The organism is Streptomyces sp. NPDC046859, assembly GCF_040645135.1.
GTDB lineage: Bacteria > Actinomycetota > Actinomycetes > Streptomycetales > Streptomycetaceae > Streptomyces.
Genome location: NZ_JBEYXR010000008.1, coordinates 31,240 through 47,331, shown reverse-complemented (window position 1 = coordinate 47,331; position 16,092 = coordinate 31,240). Strand labels below are relative to the sequence as shown.

The following is a 16,092-nucleotide window of genomic DNA, read 5'->3' as shown; positions in this document are numbered from 1 at the left end:
ACGGGATCGTCACGCGCGGTTCACCGGGCGTCCAGGACGTCCGGGACGCCGACCGGCTGGAGCAGCCAGCCGAAGTCCCCGAGCCCGCCCGTCGCCGTCAGCTCGGCGGCCTCACCGGCGCTCGCGAGGGCGCGCACGTACTCGGCGGGGCGCGTGGAGGCGAGTTCGAGTGAGGGGCGTGCGCCGGTGATCCCGAGGGCGCGCAGCGCCTCGCGCTGGGAGAGCAGACGGGCGCCGGGCAGCGCGCACGCGTCCAGCGCCACATGGGCGGTGAGATCGCACGAGCCGTCCGGCACAGGGGCCGTCTCCCGCCCGTCCCGGAAGCCCGTCAGCGTGCCGAAGGGCGGCCGTGACAGGCGCGTGTGCGCGTAGTCCACGGCGACCGCCAGGCCCCGCTCCAGCGTGCCGGCCACGGCGGCCCACGCCTCGTCCCGGGGCAGCCCGATCTCGGCGCGCAGCCCCTCGCCGCCCTCCTCGGGCAGGGGCCACCAGCGGGCGAGCCATCGCGCCTCGGCGCCGGTCACCGGCTCCCCGAGGCGTTCGGCGCCGTCCCGCCGGACCAGGACCCGGCGCGGCACTCCCGAGCCGTCCACCTCGGCGACCTCCACCGGGACGTTGTCCAGCCACTCGTTGGCGAACAGCAGGCCCGTCACCCGCCCCGGCGGCTCGGCCAGCCATGTGACCCGGGGATCCAGTCCCGGTGGGCGGGCGGCGATCTCCACGGCGTACGCGCGCGTGCGGGCCGCCACCTCGGTGGGGAGCGCGGCCAGCACCCCCGTCACCAGCTCGCCCCGGCCCGCCGCCATGTCGACCAGGTCCAGGGTCTCCGGCCGCCCCAGCGCCGCGTCCACCCGGCACAGCAGCCGGGCCACCGCGGCCGCGTAGAGCGGCGAGGCGTGCACGGACGTCCGGAAGTGCCCGGCCGGTCCCTCCGGGCGGCGGTAGAAGCCCTCCGGCCCGTACAGGGCGGACTCCGCCGCCGCCCGCCACCCCTGCCACGCGTCGGTCGCCTCTGCTGCCACCGGCCCAGGCTAGGCCCCTTCCCGCGTACAGGAGAGCGGGCCCTCCACCTTGCGGAGTACGCGCGCGGGGCGGGGATCGGCCCTCCGGTTGACCCCTGCACGCATCTGGTGTCCCTACGCTGGGTCACGTGCAGCGCCTCTATGACTTCCTCCGCAGGCACCCGACCGGGGTCGACACCTTCTGGGCCGTCCTCCTGTTCGGGATCTCCGCGGTGAGCGTGGCCGTCCAGCCGGGGGGCGGGCAGGCCGGCGGCCAGGGCACCGGGTCCGAGGCCGTCATCATCCCGGTCCTGCTGCTGCTGTCCCTGGTCATCGCGTTGCGCCGGCGGATGCCGGAGAAGATGCTGCTGCTGGCCATCGGGGTCGGGCTGATGCAGCTGGTGCTGGACGTGGCGACCACGCCCTCCGACTTCGCCTTCCTGGTGATCACCTACACCGTCGCCGCGACCGGCACCCGGTGGGCCTCACGGCTCGCGCTGGGCGCGGGCCTGTGCGCGGCGCCCCTGTCCCAGCTGCGGTGGCCGGAGCAGGAGGCCACCGTCCTGAGCAATGTGGCGCTGATCATCTTCCTCACGGTGCCGTTCGCCCTCGCCTGGGTGCTCGGCGACTCCATCCGCACCCGCCGCGCCTACTACGAGCAGCTGGAGGAGCGCGCGACCCGGCTGGAGAAGGAGCGCGAGGCCCAGGCGAAGGTCGCGGTCGCCGCCGAACGCGCCCGTATCGCGCGCGAGCTGCACGACGTCGTCGCGCACAACGTCTCCGTGATGGTGGTGCAGGCCGACGGCGCCGCCTACGTCCTCGACGCCGCCCCCGACCAGGCCAAGAAGGCCCTGGAGACGATCTCGTCCACGGGCCGGCAGGCCCTCGCCGAGATGCGCCGCCTGCTCGGCGTGCTGCGCACCGGCGAGCACCAGGAGACCGGCGAGTACGTCCCGCAGCCCGACGTCGACCAGATCGACGAGCTCGTCGAGCAGTGCCGCAGCTCCGGGCTGCCGGTCGACTTCAAGGTCGAGGGCACCCCGCGCCCGCTGCCCAGCGGCGTCGAGCTCACGGCGTACCGCATCGTGCAGGAGGCGCTCACCAACACCCGCAAGCACGGCGGACCCAACGCCGGGGCGAGCGTGCGCCTGGTCTACTTCGACGACGGCCTCGGGCTGCTCGTCGAGGACGACGGCAAGGGCGCCCCGCACGAGCTGTACGAGGACGGCGGCGCCGACGGCCGGGGGCACGGCCTGATCGGCATGCGCGAGCGGGTCGGCATGGTCGGCGGAACCCTGGACGCCGGACCGAGGCCGGGCGGAGGATTCCGCATCAGCGCGCTGCTGCCGCTGAAACCGGCCCACTGACACGGCCCCGGCACACTCGTAGGGACCCGGAAGAAACCGGAAGCCCGAAAGACACGGAAGAGGACCCGATGGCGATCCGCGTGATGCTCGTCGACGACCAGGTGCTGCTGCGCACCGGGTTCCGGATGGTGCTCGCCGCCCAGCCGGACATGGAGGTCGTCGCGGAGGCGGGGGACGGTGTCGAGGCCCTCCAAGTACTGTGCTCGACCGCCGTCGACGTCGTCCTCATGGACGTCCGCATGCCGAAGCTGGACGGCGTGGAGACCACCCGCCGCATCTGCTCGGAGCCCGAGCCGCCCAAGGTGCTGATCCTGACCACCTTCGACCTCGACGAGTACGCGTTCTCCGGGCTGAAGGCCGGGGCCTCCGGGTTCATGCTCAAGGACGTGCCGCCCGCGGAGCTCCTCGGCGCGATCCGCGCGGTGCACAGCGGCGACGCCGTCGTCGCCCCGTCGACGACCCGGCGGCTGCTGGACCGGTTCGCGCCCATGCTGCCCTCCACCGGCGGGGAGCCGAAGCACAAGGAGCTGGACCGGCTCACCGACCGGGAGCGCGAGGTCATGGTCCTGGTCGCGCAGGGCCTGTCCAACGGCGAGATCGCGGCCCGGCTGGTCCTGTCCGAGGCCACCGTGAAGACGCACGTCGGCCGCATCCTGACCAAGCTCGGCCTGCGCGACCGCGTGCAGGTGGTCGTCCTGGCCTACGAGACGGGCCTGGTCCGGGCGGGCGGGCACGGTTGAGCCCCGACACGGCCCAGGGCCTTTCGTTTGGATCATCCCGGCGTCGCACGTCACCATGTCCCGTCGGCCACAGCCGGGCTGATCCAAACGAAAGGCCCTAGGGTCGGCGCATGCTCCTGTGGATCAACGGCCCCTTCGGGGGCGGCAAGACACAGACCGCACACGAGATCCGGCGCCGGCTGCCCGGCAGCGTCGTCTGCGATCCCGAGCACGCCGGGTTCGGCCTGCGGCGCATGCTCCCGCCGGAGCTGCGCGGGGACTTCCAGGACCTGGCCGCCTGGCGGCAGGGCGTCGTCGAGGTCCTCGACCTGGCGCTCACCCGGCACGGCGGCGTGGTCATCGCGCCGATGACCGTCACGCACCCGGACTACTTCGCCGAGACCGTGGGCCGGCTCGGCGAACTGGGCCACGACGTCCGGCACTTCACGCTCCTCGCGGAGCGCGAGACCGTCCTCAGGCGGCTCCGCGAGCGCGGTTTCGGGCGTCTGGCGCAGTACGTCGCCGGGAAGGGCCCCGGGCCGCGCCGGGAGAGCTGGGCGGTGTCCCGGCTCGACCACTGCCTGGAGCGGCTGCGCCGGCCGGAGTTCGCCGAGCACCTGTGGACCGACCGCACGAGCGTGCCGAGGACGGCGGACCGGATCGCCCTGCTGGCCGGACTGGAACTCCGGCCCAACCACGAGGGCGCGGTCCGCACGCGGCTGCGGCAGGCCGCGGTCGGGATCCGGCACATCCGCTTCGACTGACGGCGGCCCGCGTCCCGTGCGACGTCATCTCAGCAGTGCTTCGAGGAAGTCGCTGCCGAGCCGCGCCACCGCGGTCACGTCCAGCTGGTACAGGACGTACCGCCCCCGGCGGCGGGTGGTGATCAGGCCCGCCTTCTTGAGGACGCTCAGATGCCGGGATATCTCCGGGGCGGACATGCCGTGGATCTGGACGAGCTCGCTCGTGGTGTACGTGCTGCGGGCGAGGTTGCGGCACAGCTGCATGCGCACCGGGTGGGACAGCGCGGTCATGCGCAGGGTCAGCTGCCCGACCGACGGCGGTGACGCGATCTCCGGGGAGTTGACCGGGTAGTGCAGGACCGGCTGCCAGCCGTACCGGTGCAGCACCGTCAGGTGCGGCCAGCCCAGGCTCGTCGGCACGAGCAGCAGACCGCCGTCCCTGATCAGGCTGTGGCCCCGGCGGAGCTTGTCGATGGTGATGCGTCCGGCGGCCTCGTCGACCGTCACCGCCGCGGAGATCGAGGTCAGCGCCTCGGCCAGTCCCTTGTGCCGCAGGAGGTCGGTCCTGTGGCGGGCGTCGGCGGTCAGCTGGTGGCGCAGGCGGGACCAGGTGTCGGCGAAGAACGCCTCGTCGCAGTCCTGCAGGAACTGCCGCAGCCAGGACCGGATCAGCGCCGGCTCGTCGAGCAGCCGCCTGCTGAACCGCAGCTGCTGCGGCCCGCGCGCGGCGGCCAGCTCCAGGGCGCGGCGGTGGAGCTCGGCGTCGGCGAGCACGCTCCGGCTCGGCGTGCCGTAGGGCAGGGCGCAGGTGAACTCCAGGGCCGCGTCCACGAACTGCTCGTCGGAGAGCTTGTCCAGCAGATCCAGTTCCTCGGCGAGCGTCGCGCCGGGCAGGGCTCCGCCCGGGACGCCCGCGTAGGGCAGGAACAGGTCAGAGAACGTCGTCCGCCACAGGAAGTCCGCCTCGCACATGCGGTCGGCCAGGTGCGGGTCGAGCCGGGCCGTCACGCCCGTCACCCAGCCCTGGAGGCCCGGGTGGTGCCCCGGCTCGGACAGCGCGTGCAGCGCCATGCCGAGCTCGGCGAGGGGGGAGGGCACGACGGCGACCCTCTCCGGCCGCAGCCCCGCGACGTCGATGCTCACGCTCATGCCCTCATGGTGCACCCCGCCACCGACAACGCGGCCGTCGATTGACGGCGGCCGTCAATCGACGCGGCAGCGGCACGGCCCCGGAGCGGTTCGGGACTTCCGCGGGGGCCGCGGGGCCGCCCGTCGCCCCGCGGTCCGGGAGAGGGCGATCGGCCCTGAGCAGCATCCGGGACCACCTCCTCGACACCCACCGGGCCCGGTGGGTCGGTGAGGCGGAGCCACCCGGCCCCGGGCAGCCACGACCGGGGGGTCCTGCGCGAGATCCGCGGGAGGCGCGAGTTCCGGGCCGTCGTGGCGGGCCGCCCGGCCCGCGGGCCGGTACGGCGGGCCCTGGACCGGTGGCGGCACGCTACCGGCCGGCCTCCTGCCGCAGCCGGGCCACGAACCCGGCGACGGCCTCCCGCACGTCGTCGGCCGACCACTCGAGCCCGGGGGCCTCGACGCAGACCTCGGTGAAGGCCAGTCCGGGGCCCCCGGCCTCCCACGCGCGGGCGAACAGGAACGTCCCCGTCTCCTCCGCCTGCCGGACCGCCGCCTCCGCGACCACCTCGGCGTCGTACGGCAGCCACAGCTGGAACTGGTGGGTGTGCGGCGGCTCGGGGTGGACCCGCGCCCACGGCACCTCGGCCCGCGCGAACCCCTCGCGCAGCGCGGCGGCCACCACGCGCGCGTGGGCGACGTACTCGGGCAGCCGGGGCAGCCGCGTCTCCAGGCCCACCAGCGCCGACAGCACGGTGGGGAACTGCTGGAAGACCTGGCCGCCGTACCGGTGCCGCCAGGCCTTCGCCTCCTCGATCAAGGAGCCGGGGCCCGCCAGGGCCGCGCCCCCGAAGGCGTCGAGCGACTTGTAGAACGACACGTACACGCTGTCCGCCAGGCCCGCGATCTCCTCCAGCGGGCGGCCGAGCCGGACCGTGGACTCCCACAGCCGGGCGCCGTCGACGTGCACCACGGCGTCCCGCTCGCGCGCCGCCTCCACCACCTCGGTCAGCTCGTCCCAGGTGGGCAGGAGGAACCCGGCCTCCCGCAGGGGGAGTTCGAGCATGAGCGTCCCGAAGGGCTCCGCGAGGTCCCGCACCTCGGCGGCCGTCGGCATCCGGGGCTCGGACGTCACCCGCACCGGGCGCAGGCCGCTGACCTGGCTGAACGCATGGCGCTCGTGCATCTCGGGGTGGCTCAGCGCGTGCAGGGCGACCGCCGGGTTCCCGGTGCGGCCCGCCCAGCAGCGCAGGGCGATCTGCTGGGCCATGGTGCCGGTCGGGAAGAACGCGGCGGCCTCCATGCCGAGCAGCCCGGCGACCCTCTCCTCCAGTGCCTCGACGACGCGGTTGCCGTAGACGTCCGACGGTTCGTCCAGGTCGTACACGTCCTGGGCCGCGTCCAGCAGGGCCAGGCGTTCCCGGAGGGTCTTCTGGAAGCCGTGGCGTGCGAGCACGCGCGATGCGGTGCGCTGGGCGGTGATGCGCCGCTCGCGCAGCCGCCCCCGCCGTTCCTCGTCCGACGTGTCGTGCTCCTGGTGGCCGCGCCGCGGCGCCGTGTCGCTCATCCGGGGATGATCCCGTACGGGGGTGCGCGCGAGCACCCGGATCACGCGGCACCGGCCGCCTCCGCCCCGGGCCGTGCGATGGCCCACAGCCTGTGGACGACCGGACCCCTCCGGAACCAATCGCGTTAACATGACGAGAAATCGTCCGGTACCCCGAGCGGACTGGAACGGGAAGGCCACCGTCGAGTGAGTACAAGCCAGCAACCGGATCCCAGGGACCGCCCCGCGCGGCTCACCGTCGGTGTCGTCGGCGCCGGCCGGGTGGGCCCCGCGCTCGCCGCCTCCCTCCAACTGGCCGGACACCGCCCGGTCGCCGTCTCGGGGGTCTCCGACGCCTCCCGGCGCCGCGCCGAGGACCTGCTGCCCGGGGTGCCGCTGGTGCCGCCCGCCGAGGTCCTGGCCCGCTCCGAGCTCGTGCTGCTGACCGTGCCCGACGACGCGCTCCCCGGCCTGGTCGAGGGGCTCGCCGAGACCGGCGCGGTCCGCCCCGGCCAACTGCTCGTGCACACCTCCGGGCGGTACGGCGCGAAGGTCCTGGACCCGGCCCTGCGCGCGGGCGCGCTGCCGCTCGCCCTGCACCCGGCGATGACCTTCACCGGCACCCCCGTCGACGTCCAGCGCCTGGCCGGCTGCTCCTTCGGCGTCACCGCCCCGGAGGAGCTGCGGCTGGCCGCCGAGGCGCTGGTCATCGAGATGGGCGGCGAGCCCGAGTGGATCGCCGAGGAGCGGCGCCCGCTCTACCACGCGGCCCTCGCTCTCGGCGCGAACCACCTGGTCACCCTGGTCGCCCAGGCCATGGAGCTGCTGCGCGAGGCGGGCGTGGCCGCCCCCGACCGGATGCTGGGGCCGCTGCTCGGCGCCGCCCTGGACAACGCCCTGCGGTCCGGCGACGCCGCCCTCACCGGCCCCGTCGCGCGCGGCGACGCGGGCACCGTCGCCGCGCACGTCACCGAGCTGCGCCGGCACGCGCCGCAGACCGTCGCCGGCTATCTGGCGATGGCCCGCGCCACCGCCGACCGCGCACTGGCCCACGGGCTGCTGAAACCGGAGCTCGCCGAGGACCTGCTCGGCGTGCTCGCGACCGGGACCGACGGCGCCGAGGGAGAGGCCCGATGACCACCACCCTGCTGCGTACCGCCGCCGAGCTGCACGCGCGCGTGCGCACGGGCCGCCGTGCCGTCGTGATGACGATGGGCGCCCTGCACGAGGGGCACGCCACCCTGATCCGCACGGCCCGCCGGATCGCCGGACCGGACGGCGAGGTCGTCGTCACCGTCTTCGTGAACCCCCTCCAGTTCGGCGCGGGCGAGGACCTCGACCGCTACCCGCGCACCCTGGACGCCGACGTGGAGGTCGCCGGACGGGCAGGCGCGGACGTCGTGTTCGCCCCGGCCGTCGACGAGGTCTACCCGGGCGGCGAGCCCCAGGTCCGGGTCACCGCCGGACCCATGGGGGAGCGGCTGGAGGGCGCCTCCCGCCCCGGCCACTTCGACGGCGTGCTCACCGTCGTCGCCAAGCTGCTCCACCTGACCCGTCCCGACGTCGCCCTGTACGGGCAGAAGGACGCCCAGCAGCTCGCGCTGATCCGCCGGATGGTCCGCGACCTGAACTTCGGCGTGGAGATCGTCGGCGTCCCCACCGTGCGCGAGGAGGACGGCCTCGCGCTGTCCAGCCGCAACCGCTACCTCTCGCCCGGGGAACGGCGCACGGCGCTCGCCCTGTCGCAGGCGCTGTTCGCCGGCGCCGACCGGCACGCGGCCCAGGAGGCGCTGCGCGCGCGGGCCCGCGAGGTCCCGGCCACGCGTGCGCGTGCCGAAGCCCTCAGCGCCATCGGCGAGTCACGCGCCGCGGCCGACGCGCACGCCGTCGCCAAGGCCACGCCCGGCTCGGCCGCGGCCGTCCGGGCCGCCGCCCGCCTGGTCCTGGACGAGGCCGCCCGGCTCACGCCGCCGCTCGAACTGGACTACCTCGCCCTCGTCGACCCGTCCGACTTCACCGAGATCGGGGACGACTTCACCGGCGAGGCCGTCCTCGCCGTCGCCGCCCGGGTCGGCGCGACCCGGCTGATCGACAACATCACCCTCACCTTCGGAGCCGCCTCGTGACCAGCACAGGCATACGACTGCACGCGCCCGCGCCCGGGTGGGCCATCTCCGCGGACGTCGTGGTCGTCGGCTCCGGCGTGGCGGGCCTGACGGCCGCCCTGCGCTGCGAGGCGGCCGGCCTCGACACCGTCGTCGTCACCAAGGCACGCCTGGACGACGGCTCGACCCGCTGGGCCCAGGGCGGCATCGCCGCCGCGCTCGGCGAGGGCGACACCCCCGAGCAGCACCTGGACGACACCCTGGTGGCCGGCGCCGGGCTGTGCGACGAGGAGGCCGTGCGCATCCTCGTCACCGAGGGCCCCGACGCCGTCCGGCGGCTGATCGAGACCGGCGCCCACTTCGACGAGTCCTCCGAGGGCCGCCTCGAACTCACCCGCGAGGGCGGCCACCACCGCCGCCGCATCGCCCACGCGGGCGGCGACGCGACCGGCGCGGAGATCTCCCGCGCCCTGGTCGAGGCGGTCCGCGCGCGCGGCCTGCGCACCGTCGAGAACGCGCTGGTGCTCGACCTCCTCACGGACGCCGAGGGCCGTACCGCGGGCGTCACCCTGCACGTCATGGGCGAGGGGCAGCACGACGGCGTGGGCGCGGTGCACGCGCCCGCCGTGGTCCTGGCCACCGGCGGCATGGGCCAGGTCTTCTCGGCGACGACGAACCCGTCCGTGTCCACCGGCGACGGCGTGGCCCTCGCGCTGCGGGCGGGCGCCGAGGTCAGCGACCTGGAGTTCGTGCAGTTCCACCCGACCGTCCTGTTCCTCGGCGCGGAGGCGGAGGGCCAGCAGCCGCTGGTCTCCGAGGCGGTGCGCGGCGAGGGCGCCCACCTGGTCGACGCCGACGGCGTGCGGTTCATGGTCGGACAGCACGAACTGGCGGAGCTCGCGCCCCGGGACATCGTCGCCAAGGGCATCACGCGGCGGATGCAGGAGCAGGACGCGGAGCACATGTTCCTCGACGCCCGGCACTTCGGCGCCGAGATGTGGGAGCACCGCTTCCCGACGATCCTGGCCGCCTGCCGCGCGCACGGCATCGACCCCGTCACCACGCCCATCCCGGTCGCCCCGGCCGCCCACTACGCCTCGGGCGGCGTGCGCACCGACTCCCGGGGCCGTACGACGGTCCCCGGCCTGTACGCGTGCGGCGAGGTGGCCTGCACCGGCGTGCACGGCGCCAACCGCCTCGCCTCGAACTCGCTCCTGGAAGGGCTCGTCTACGCCGAGCGCATCGCCGCCGACATCGCCGGGGCCCGCGCGGCGGACGGCCTCACCGCGCGCGTGCCGCAGCCCGTGCCGTACCCGGAGAGCCCCGAGCACCCCCTGCTCGCCCCCGAGGCCCGCTTCGCGATCCAGCGGATCATGACCGTCGGCGCCGGCGTGCTGCGCTCCGAAGCCTCCCTCACCGAGGCCGCCGAGCAGATCCGGCGGTTGCGCGCCGAGGCCCGCGACGCCCTCGTGGACAACGGCAAGACCGCCGAGCCCGGCGTCGACACCTGGGAGGCGACGAACCTGCTGTACGTGGCCCGCGCCCTGGTGGCCGCCGCCCGGATGCGGGAGGAGACCCGGGGCTGCCACTGGCGCGAGGACCGGCCCGACCGCGACGACGCGGCCTGGCGCCGGCACATCGTCGTGCGCCTGAACCCCGACCGCACACTGGCCGTGCACACCACCGACACCGCAGACCTCCCCCCGACCCGGCCCCAGGAGCAGTGACAGCAGTGACCACCCCCGACCTTCCCCTCGCCTCGAACGGCGGCTGCGGCGACGACTGCGCCTGCGGCGCCGGCGAGGAGTACCTGGAGTGCGGGCTCGACCCCGCGCTCGCCCAGCTCCTCGCCGACGCGGGTCTCGACCCCGTCGAGGTCGAGGACATCGCCAATGTGGCCCTCCAGGAGGACCTCGCCGGCGGCGTGGACGTGACGACGGTCGCGACCATCCCCGAGGACGCCGTCGCCACCGCCGACTTCGTCGCCCGCGAGGGAGGCGTCGTGGCCGGCCTCAGGGTCGCCGAGGCCGTCCTCTCGATCGTCTGCGAGGACGAGTTCGAGGTCGAGCGGCACGTCGAGGACGGCGACCGGATCACGGCGGGGCAGAAGCTCCTGTCCGTGACCACCCGCACCCGCGACCTGCTGACCGCCGAGCGCAGCGCCCTGAACATCCTTTGCCGTCTGTCGGGCATCGCCACGGCCACGCGCGCGTGGACGGACGCCCTGGACGGCACCAGGGCGAAGGTCCGCGACACCCGCAAGACGACGCCGGGCCTGCGCGCGCTGGAGAAGTACGCCGTGCGCTGCGGCGGCGGCGTCAACCACCGCATGTCCCTGTCGGACGCGGCCCTGGTCAAGGACAACCACGTCGTCGCGGCAGGCGGAGTGGCGCAGGCCTTCAAGGCGGTCCGCGAGGCCTTCCCGGACGTGCCGATCGAGGTCGAGGTCGACACCATGCACCAGCTCCGCGAGGTCGTGGACGCCGGCGCCGACCTGATCCTGCTGGACAACTTCACACCGGTCGAGTGCGAGGAGGCCGTCGCGATCGTCGACGGCCGCGCCGCCCTGGAGGCGTCCGGCCGGCTGACCCTCGACAACGCCGAGGCGTACGCCGCCACCGGCGTGGACTACCTCGCCGTCGGCGCCCTCACCCACTCCTCGCCGATCCTCGACATCGGCCTGGACCTGCGAGCGGCGGAGTAGGTACCGGCATGCTGCTCACGATCGACGTAGGCAACACCCACACCGTCCTCGGCCTCTTCGACGGCGAGGACATCGTCGAGCACTGGCGCATCTCCACGGACGCGCGCCGCACCGCCGACGAGCTCGCCGTCCTGCTGCAGGGCCTGATGGGCATGCACCCGCTCCTCGGTGACGAACTGGGCGACGGGATCGACGGCATCGCCATCTGCGCGACCGTCCCGTCGGTCCTGCACGAGCTGCGCGAGGTGACCCGCCGCTACTACGGCGACGTCCCCGCCGTCCTCGTCGAACCGGGCGTGAAGACGGGCGTGCCGATCCAGTTCGACAACCCCAAGGAGGTCGGCGCCGACCGCATCATCAACGCGGTCGCGGCGAACGAGCTGTACGGCGGCCCGGCGATCGTCGTCGACTTCGGCACGGCGACCACGTTCGACGCGGTCTCCGCGCGCGGGGAGTACGTCGGCGGCGTGATCGCGCCCGGCATCGAGATCTCGGTGGAGGCCCTGGGGGTCAAGGCCGCGCAGCTGCGGAAGATCGAGGTGGCCCGGCCCCGGACCGTGATCGGCAAGAACACCGTGGCGGCGATGCAGTCGGGCATCGTCTACGGATTCGCGGGCCAGGTCGACGGGGTCGTCACCCGCATGGCGCGCGAACTCGCGGACGACCCCGACGACGTGACGGTGATCGCCACGGGCGGGCTGGCCCCGACGGTGCTCGGGGAGAGCGCCGTCATCGACGAGCACGAGCCGTGGCTGACCCTGATCGGGCTCCGCCTGGTCTACGAACGCAACGTCGCCCGGTCCTGACCCCACCAGGGCCGGTCACGCCGTATCGGCCCTGGTGAGCCCGGTCGTCGTCCGGCGCACCCCCAGCCGGGTGTCTCCCCGGCGACACCCATTCCGCTATGCCTGGATTGTCCGATTAGCGCGTATCGTCGCGGCATGCCCACGCCCTACGGATCCCTCGGCGGCATGGCCTTCGGTGCGGAGGAGCTGCGTGTGCTCCGCCGCGCCCTGGCCCTTGCCCTCCATGCCGGCCCCGCCTCGGCCGAAGACGTCCATGACTGTCTCCATCTCGCCGAGTCGCTCGACGAGGCGATCCGTGAAGGCGCCCGGCAGCGCGCCTTCCTGCTGGACGACCTCGCCCGCTACCGCGCCGCCCTCCCCGGCAGCGCGACGGGCTACCTCGCCCTTCTCGCGGAAGCCCTGGACGCCGGGCACCGGCCCACCGCCGACGACCTCGCCGCCCTCGGTGCCCTGCGCGGCAACCGCGTCGCGGCCGCCCTGCTGGCCCGCTGCCGCCCCCAGGCCGCGACGGACGTGGTGGCCCTTCTGCCGCGTCCCGCCGCCACCCCGGCCGCTCCGGCCAGGCCGCTCATCCCGGCGTCCCGTGCCCGCCTCCAGGCCCTCCCTGGGGGTCTCCAGGACGCGGCCGTCACCCTGCCCGCCCAGTCCGCCGGGGACGAGCCCGCGAAGCCGGCCCGCAAACGGCCCGCCGAGAAGCCGGCCACCCCGGCGCCGGCACCCGGCCGGGAGCCCGCCGCCCCGAAGCCGGACCGCCCCATCCCGACCCCCGGCGAGGTCTTCCCCCGCCGCAAGCCCGCTCCGCCGGCCACCGCCCCGCCCCAGCAGCTGGCGGCCGGCTGACCGCCCCTGCGCGAAGACCGCCCCGCCCCGTGGCTACCCTGGGACCCATGGACTACGTCTCCGCACTGCTCCCCCCGGTCGTGATGGCCGTGTTCTTCATCGGGCTGATCCGGGTGATCGTGAAGACGCAGGGCGGGGCGAACAAGGCCAAGGAGGACGCGGCCGTGGACGCCGCCCTGGCGCGCGCGGAGGGCTCCCGCGGGACCTCCTCGCAGCCCGACGCCTGACCCGCCCGGCCCCTGCGGCGTACGACTCCGGCCGCGCACGCTCTCCGTGCGCTTTCCGAGTCGTACGCCCTTTTTGTTCAGCTTTGCCGCTGAAGGTGCACGTCGGAGAGCAGACGTTCAGTTCTCCCACTATTGTTCTGAGTTGTGCCTCGCCCCTTGGGAGAACTCGAAGACGCGGTCATGACGCGGGTGTGGAAGTGGAACCGCCCGGTGACCGTTCGAGAAGTCCTGGAAGATCTCCAGCAGGAACGGTCCATCGCGTACACGACCGTGATGACCGTTATGGACAATCTTCATCAGAAGGGCTGGGTCCGACGTGAGGCGGAAGGCCGGGCCTATCGATATGAGGCGGTCTCCACTCGCGCCGCCTACGCGGCGGCCCTGATGAACGAGGCCTGGTCGCAGAGCGACAACCCCGCCGCCGCTCTCGTCGCGTTCTTCGGCATGATGAGCGAGGAACAGCGCACCGCCCTGCGGGACGCCGTACGCATCGCCCAGGGCCCGGAATCGGCCGAGCCGCCGCAACCGCCCGATACGCGCGGCGTTACCGGCGGCGATAGCGGCGGCACCTATACCTCCGGCACCGATACCGACTCCCATACGGGCGGCGATACCGCTGAGGAGAACCCCGGCTCGGCCCAGGGGCCCGGCGGGCGATAGCGTCCGCTCATGTCAGCAGAGAGTCACTCCGGGGGAAGCGCCTCGGCGGGGAGCCAGGAAGTCACCGCAAAAGCCATCACCGTCCGGCGGGCGCGTACCGGCGATGTCCCGGTGGTGCGCCGACTGCTTGACGCGTACGTCCAGCGCCGCATCCTGCTCGACAAAGCCACGGTCACGCTTTACGAGGACATCCAGGAGTTCTGGGTCGCGGAACGTGACGACAACGGCGAGGTCGTCGGCTGCGGTGCCCTCCATGTCATGTGGGAGGACCTGGCGGAAGTCCGCACCCTGGCCGTGAAGCCCGGCCTGCGGGGCGCCGGCGTCGGGCACCAGTTGCTGGAGAAGTTGCTGCACACCGCGCGCTGGCTGGGCGTTCGGCGGGTTTTCTGTCTGACCTTCGAAGTGGACTTCTTCGGCAAGCACGGCTTCGTCGAGATCGGGGAGACCCCGGTCGACACGGATGTCTACGCCGAGCTGCTGCGTTCCTATGACGAAGGCGTCGCGGAGTTCCTGGGTCTCGAACGAGTGAAACCGAACACCTTGGGCAACAGCCGGATGCTTCTGCATCTGTGATCGCCGGATCGACAAGCCGTATTCCGCCCGGCCGGGCCTGCCCAGGTGCCCTATGTCCGAAACGCGCATGTTTCCGGGTCGTGGGCGGGAGCCGGTCTCTCCCGGGGGTTTGTGTTTTTCCGGCAAAAGCGGTTTGCTTTCCGACGTACTGCAGTACTGCATATAACAGGGGACGGCGAAACGGCGGACGCCGCGACCCCCGGCCCTCACGTTATCGATGAAAGGAAATCCGGTGGCACAGAAGGTTCAGGTCCTTCTTGTCGATGACCTCGACGGCGGCGAGGCGGACGAGACCGTGACGTTCGCGCTGGACGGCAAGACGTACGAGATCGATCTCACGACTGCCAATGCGGACAAGCTCCGTGGCCTTCTCGAGCCTTACGTGAAGGGCGGCCGTCGTACCGGAGGCCGTACTTCGGGTGGGCGTGGAAAGGCGCGTGCCGCGTCCGGCGGCGGCAGCCAGGACACCGCGCAGATCCGTGCGTGGGCGAAGGAGAACGGTTACGAGGTCAACGACCGCGGCCGTGTGCCCGCGAGCATCCGCGAGGCCTACGAGAAGGCCAACGGCTGAGCTACGGACCGACGGACGGCCGGGCGTGTCCGCGCCGCAGCCGCAGGCGGTGGCAGTGCGTCGCCACCGTGTCCAGCACCCGCACCAGATCGGGGGCGCCCCCACCGCCCCCAAGGGCCGACAGCGTCGGCAGTGAGGCCTCGACCTCGTCCCCAGGCTCGGGGGGCCGCAGCCACACGGCGGCCCCCTGCACGGCACCGGAGCGGCCCCGGGGAAGCGGCCGCATCCCGCCCGGCTCCGGCAGCACCGGCCGGCCGGCGGAGCCTCGTACAGGCGTCATGAGCCCCTGCCCGGGTGGCAGGGGCGCCTCCATGTACGCGCCCGCGCCGAGCACCTCCAGGTCGAGCGGCAGCGCGCCCCACTCCAGCCAGTCCAGCACCCCCGGCACCTCCGGGGCGCTTCCCGCCGCCACCAGCAGCCGCATCCGGCCGCCCAGGGCCGAGACCGGGGACCCGGGGGCGAGATGGCGCAGCGCTGCCCGGCCCGCTTCGGCCGGGACGTCCAGCACGTCGAACCGCACCCCCAGGCGCAGGCGCGGCGCGGGGCCGGGCGGGGTGAGCAGCGCCGCCCAGCCGAGGACCGTCCCGTACCACCGGCGGAGCGGTGCGTGCGGATCGGGCGGCCGGCGGGGCGGGGGGATCGGGGCGGGTTCCGCGGCGACCGCGGGGCGGGGGCCGACCATGCACGGTGAAACAGCCGGACGACCTCGACGGTTACGGTGGGTGCCGTGACGGCTGCGGAGCGTCCGGCTCTGGGGGGCGCCCGGAGGTGTGAGGCGGCGCAAGGTTGTTCGCCCATAGCGGAGGGAACCGGGGGCCACGGCATGGAGTGTCAGTCCCAGCGGGTAAGACATCCCTAGTGGGAGGGGGCGACACGCAGGAGAGTGAGTCTTACGTTCGCCATCGGCGTAGTGATGGTGAGGGTAACCACCTGGCCTGCGGGAACATCGTCTCGCACCATCGGGTTGGAGCAGATGTCGGCGTCACGGGTCAGGAGGCCATCCACGGTGTCGGCAGTTGGAATGAGCGGTCCCCGCTTGCGGGACTAAGCTGCGGAAGGACAGGGAGGGGAAGTTCCCCCCACTGCCTGACCGCTCTGAGGA

At 73.8% G+C, this 16,092-nt stretch carries 17 protein-coding genes; 13 read left to right on the top strand and 4 right to left on the bottom strand.

Translation table 11 applies throughout. The features are described 5' to 3' along the window. Window positions 1–20: 20 nt before the first annotated feature. Window positions 21–1,022: an SAM-dependent methyltransferase gene (locus ABZ899_RS14260; RefSeq protein ID WP_361345331.1), complete on the bottom strand. Its 1,002-nt coding sequence runs from the start codon at window positions 1,020–1,022 to the stop codon at window positions 21–23. Window positions 1,023–1,150: 128 nt separating this feature from the next. Here ABZ899_RS14260 and ABZ899_RS14255 point away from each other — a divergent pair, with 128 nt between their 5' ends. From ABZ899_RS14255 to ABZ899_RS14245, 3 genes are all read left to right on the top strand, one after another. After that, window positions 1,151–2,368: a sensor histidine kinase gene (locus tag ABZ899_RS14255; protein WP_361345329.1), complete on the top strand. Its 1,218-nt coding sequence runs from the start codon at window positions 1,151–1,153 to the stop codon at window positions 2,366–2,368. 68 nt (window positions 2,369–2,436) lie between these two features. After that, window positions 2,437–3,108 carry a response regulator transcription factor gene (locus tag ABZ899_RS14250; protein WP_361345327.1) on the top strand — a complete coding sequence of 224 codons (672 nt, stop codon included), beginning with the start codon at window positions 2,437–2,439 and terminating at the stop codon, window positions 3,106–3,108. Between the two features lie 110 nt (window positions 3,109–3,218). Then, entirely contained in the window at window positions 3,219–3,851 is a 633-nt protein-coding gene (locus ABZ899_RS14245) for an AAA family ATPase (RefSeq protein WP_361345325.1), read from the top strand. Between the two features lie 24 nt (window positions 3,852–3,875). Here the strand turns inward: ABZ899_RS14245 and ABZ899_RS14240 are convergent, their stop codons facing one another. Together ABZ899_RS14240 and ABZ899_RS14235 are read right to left on the bottom strand one after the other, a co-directional pair. Further along, window positions 3,876–4,979, bottom strand: a complete 1,104-nt coding sequence (locus ABZ899_RS14240; protein ID WP_361345323.1) for a DUF5937 family protein — start codon at window positions 4,977–4,979, stop codon at window positions 3,876–3,878. 349 nt (window positions 4,980–5,328) lie between these two features. After that, entirely contained in the window at window positions 5,329–6,525 is a 1,197-nt protein-coding gene (locus ABZ899_RS14235; protein ID WP_361345321.1) for a beta-eliminating lyase-related protein, read from the bottom strand. Window positions 6,526–6,711: 186 nt separating this feature from the next. Between ABZ899_RS14235 and ABZ899_RS14230 the strand changes: the two genes are divergently transcribed. The 10 genes from ABZ899_RS14230 (at window position 6,712) to ABZ899_RS14185 (ending at window position 14,990) form a co-directional block, all read left to right on the top strand. Next, window positions 6,712–7,641: a DUF2520 domain-containing protein gene (locus tag ABZ899_RS14230; protein ID WP_361345319.1), complete on the top strand. Its 930-nt coding sequence runs from the start codon at window positions 6,712–6,714 to the stop codon at window positions 7,639–7,641. Next, window positions 7,638–8,630, top strand: coding sequence for a pantoate--beta-alanine ligase (gene panC / locus ABZ899_RS14225; protein ID WP_361345317.1), 993 nt, complete (start codon window positions 7,638–7,640; stop codon window positions 8,628–8,630). Before ABZ899_RS14230 ends, panC begins: the two co-directional genes overlap by 4 nt. Then, a complete protein-coding gene (locus tag ABZ899_RS14220) occupies window positions 8,627–10,336 on the top strand; it encodes an L-aspartate oxidase (protein WP_361345315.1) in 1,710 nt (569 codons plus the stop codon). Before panC ends, ABZ899_RS14220 begins: the two co-directional genes overlap by 4 nt. A 5-nt stretch (window positions 10,337–10,341) precedes the next feature. Beyond that, entirely contained in the window at window positions 10,342–11,313 is a 972-nt protein-coding gene (nadC, locus tag ABZ899_RS14215) for a carboxylating nicotinate-nucleotide diphosphorylase (protein WP_361345313.1), read from the top strand. Between the two features lie 8 nt (window positions 11,314–11,321). Then, on the top strand, window positions 11,322–12,119 hold the full coding sequence (locus ABZ899_RS14210; protein ID WP_361345311.1) for a type III pantothenate kinase: 798 nt from the start codon (window positions 11,322–11,324) through the stop codon (window positions 12,117–12,119). A gap of 165 nt (window positions 12,120–12,284) precedes the next feature. Beyond that, window positions 12,285–12,959 carry a hypothetical protein gene (locus ABZ899_RS14205; RefSeq protein WP_361345774.1) on the top strand — a complete coding sequence of 225 codons (675 nt, stop codon included), beginning with the start codon at window positions 12,285–12,287 and terminating at the stop codon, window positions 12,957–12,959. 47 nt (window positions 12,960–13,006) lie between these two features. Beyond that, window positions 13,007–13,186, top strand: a complete 180-nt coding sequence (locus ABZ899_RS14200) for a hypothetical protein (protein ID WP_361345310.1) — start codon at window positions 13,007–13,009, stop codon at window positions 13,184–13,186. Between the two features lie 144 nt (window positions 13,187–13,330). Continuing rightward, complete coding sequence (locus tag ABZ899_RS14195; RefSeq protein ID WP_361345308.1) at window positions 13,331–13,846, top strand: BlaI/MecI/CopY family transcriptional regulator; 516 nt, start codon at window positions 13,331–13,333, stop codon at window positions 13,844–13,846. 9 nt (window positions 13,847–13,855) lie between these two features. Continuing rightward, window positions 13,856–14,419: an amino-acid N-acetyltransferase gene (locus tag ABZ899_RS14190; protein ID WP_361345306.1), complete on the top strand. Its 564-nt coding sequence runs from the start codon at window positions 13,856–13,858 to the stop codon at window positions 14,417–14,419. 232 nt (window positions 14,420–14,651) lie between these two features. Continuing rightward, window positions 14,652–14,990, top strand: coding sequence for an Lsr2 family protein (locus ABZ899_RS14185; protein ID WP_361345305.1), 339 nt, complete (start codon window positions 14,652–14,654; stop codon window positions 14,988–14,990). 1 nt (window position 14,991) lies between these two features. Here the strand turns inward: ABZ899_RS14185 and ABZ899_RS14180 are convergent, their stop codons facing one another. Further along, entirely contained in the window at window positions 14,992–15,672 is a 681-nt protein-coding gene (locus ABZ899_RS14180) for an SCO3374 family protein (protein ID WP_361345303.1), read from the bottom strand. Window positions 15,673–16,092 lie beyond the last annotated feature (420 nt).

Coding starts and splice junctions, on each gene's coding strand:
- ABZ899_RS14245 (WP_361345325.1), top strand. CDS start 3,219: ATGCTCCTGTGGATCAACGGCCCCTTCGGGGGCGGCAAGACACAGACC.
- ABZ899_RS14205 (WP_361345774.1), top strand. CDS start 12,285: ATGGCCTTCGGTGCGGAGGAGCTGCGTGTGCTCCGCCGCGCCCTGGCC.
- ABZ899_RS14190 (WP_361345306.1), top strand. CDS start 13,856: ATGTCAGCAGAGAGTCACTCCGGGGGAAGCGCCTCGGCGGGGAGCCAG.
- ABZ899_RS14250 (WP_361345327.1), top strand. CDS start 2,437: ATGGCGATCCGCGTGATGCTCGTCGACGACCAGGTGCTGCTGCGCACC.
- ABZ899_RS14180 (WP_361345303.1), bottom strand. CDS start 15,672: ATGGTCGGCCCCCGCCCCGCGGTCGCCGCGGAACCCGCCCCGATCCCC.
- panC (WP_361345317.1), top strand. CDS start 7,638: ATGACCACCACCCTGCTGCGTACCGCCGCCGAGCTGCACGCGCGCGTG.
- ABZ899_RS14210 (WP_361345311.1), top strand. CDS start 11,322: ATGCTGCTCACGATCGACGTAGGCAACACCCACACCGTCCTCGGCCTC.
- ABZ899_RS14200 (WP_361345310.1), top strand. CDS start 13,007: ATGGACTACGTCTCCGCACTGCTCCCCCCGGTCGTGATGGCCGTGTTC.
- ABZ899_RS14240 (WP_361345323.1), bottom strand. CDS start 4,979: ATGAGCGTGAGCATCGACGTCGCGGGGCTGCGGCCGGAGAGGGTCGCC.
- ABZ899_RS14235 (WP_361345321.1), bottom strand. CDS start 6,525: ATGAGCGACACGGCGCCGCGGCGCGGCCACCAGGAGCACGACACGTCG.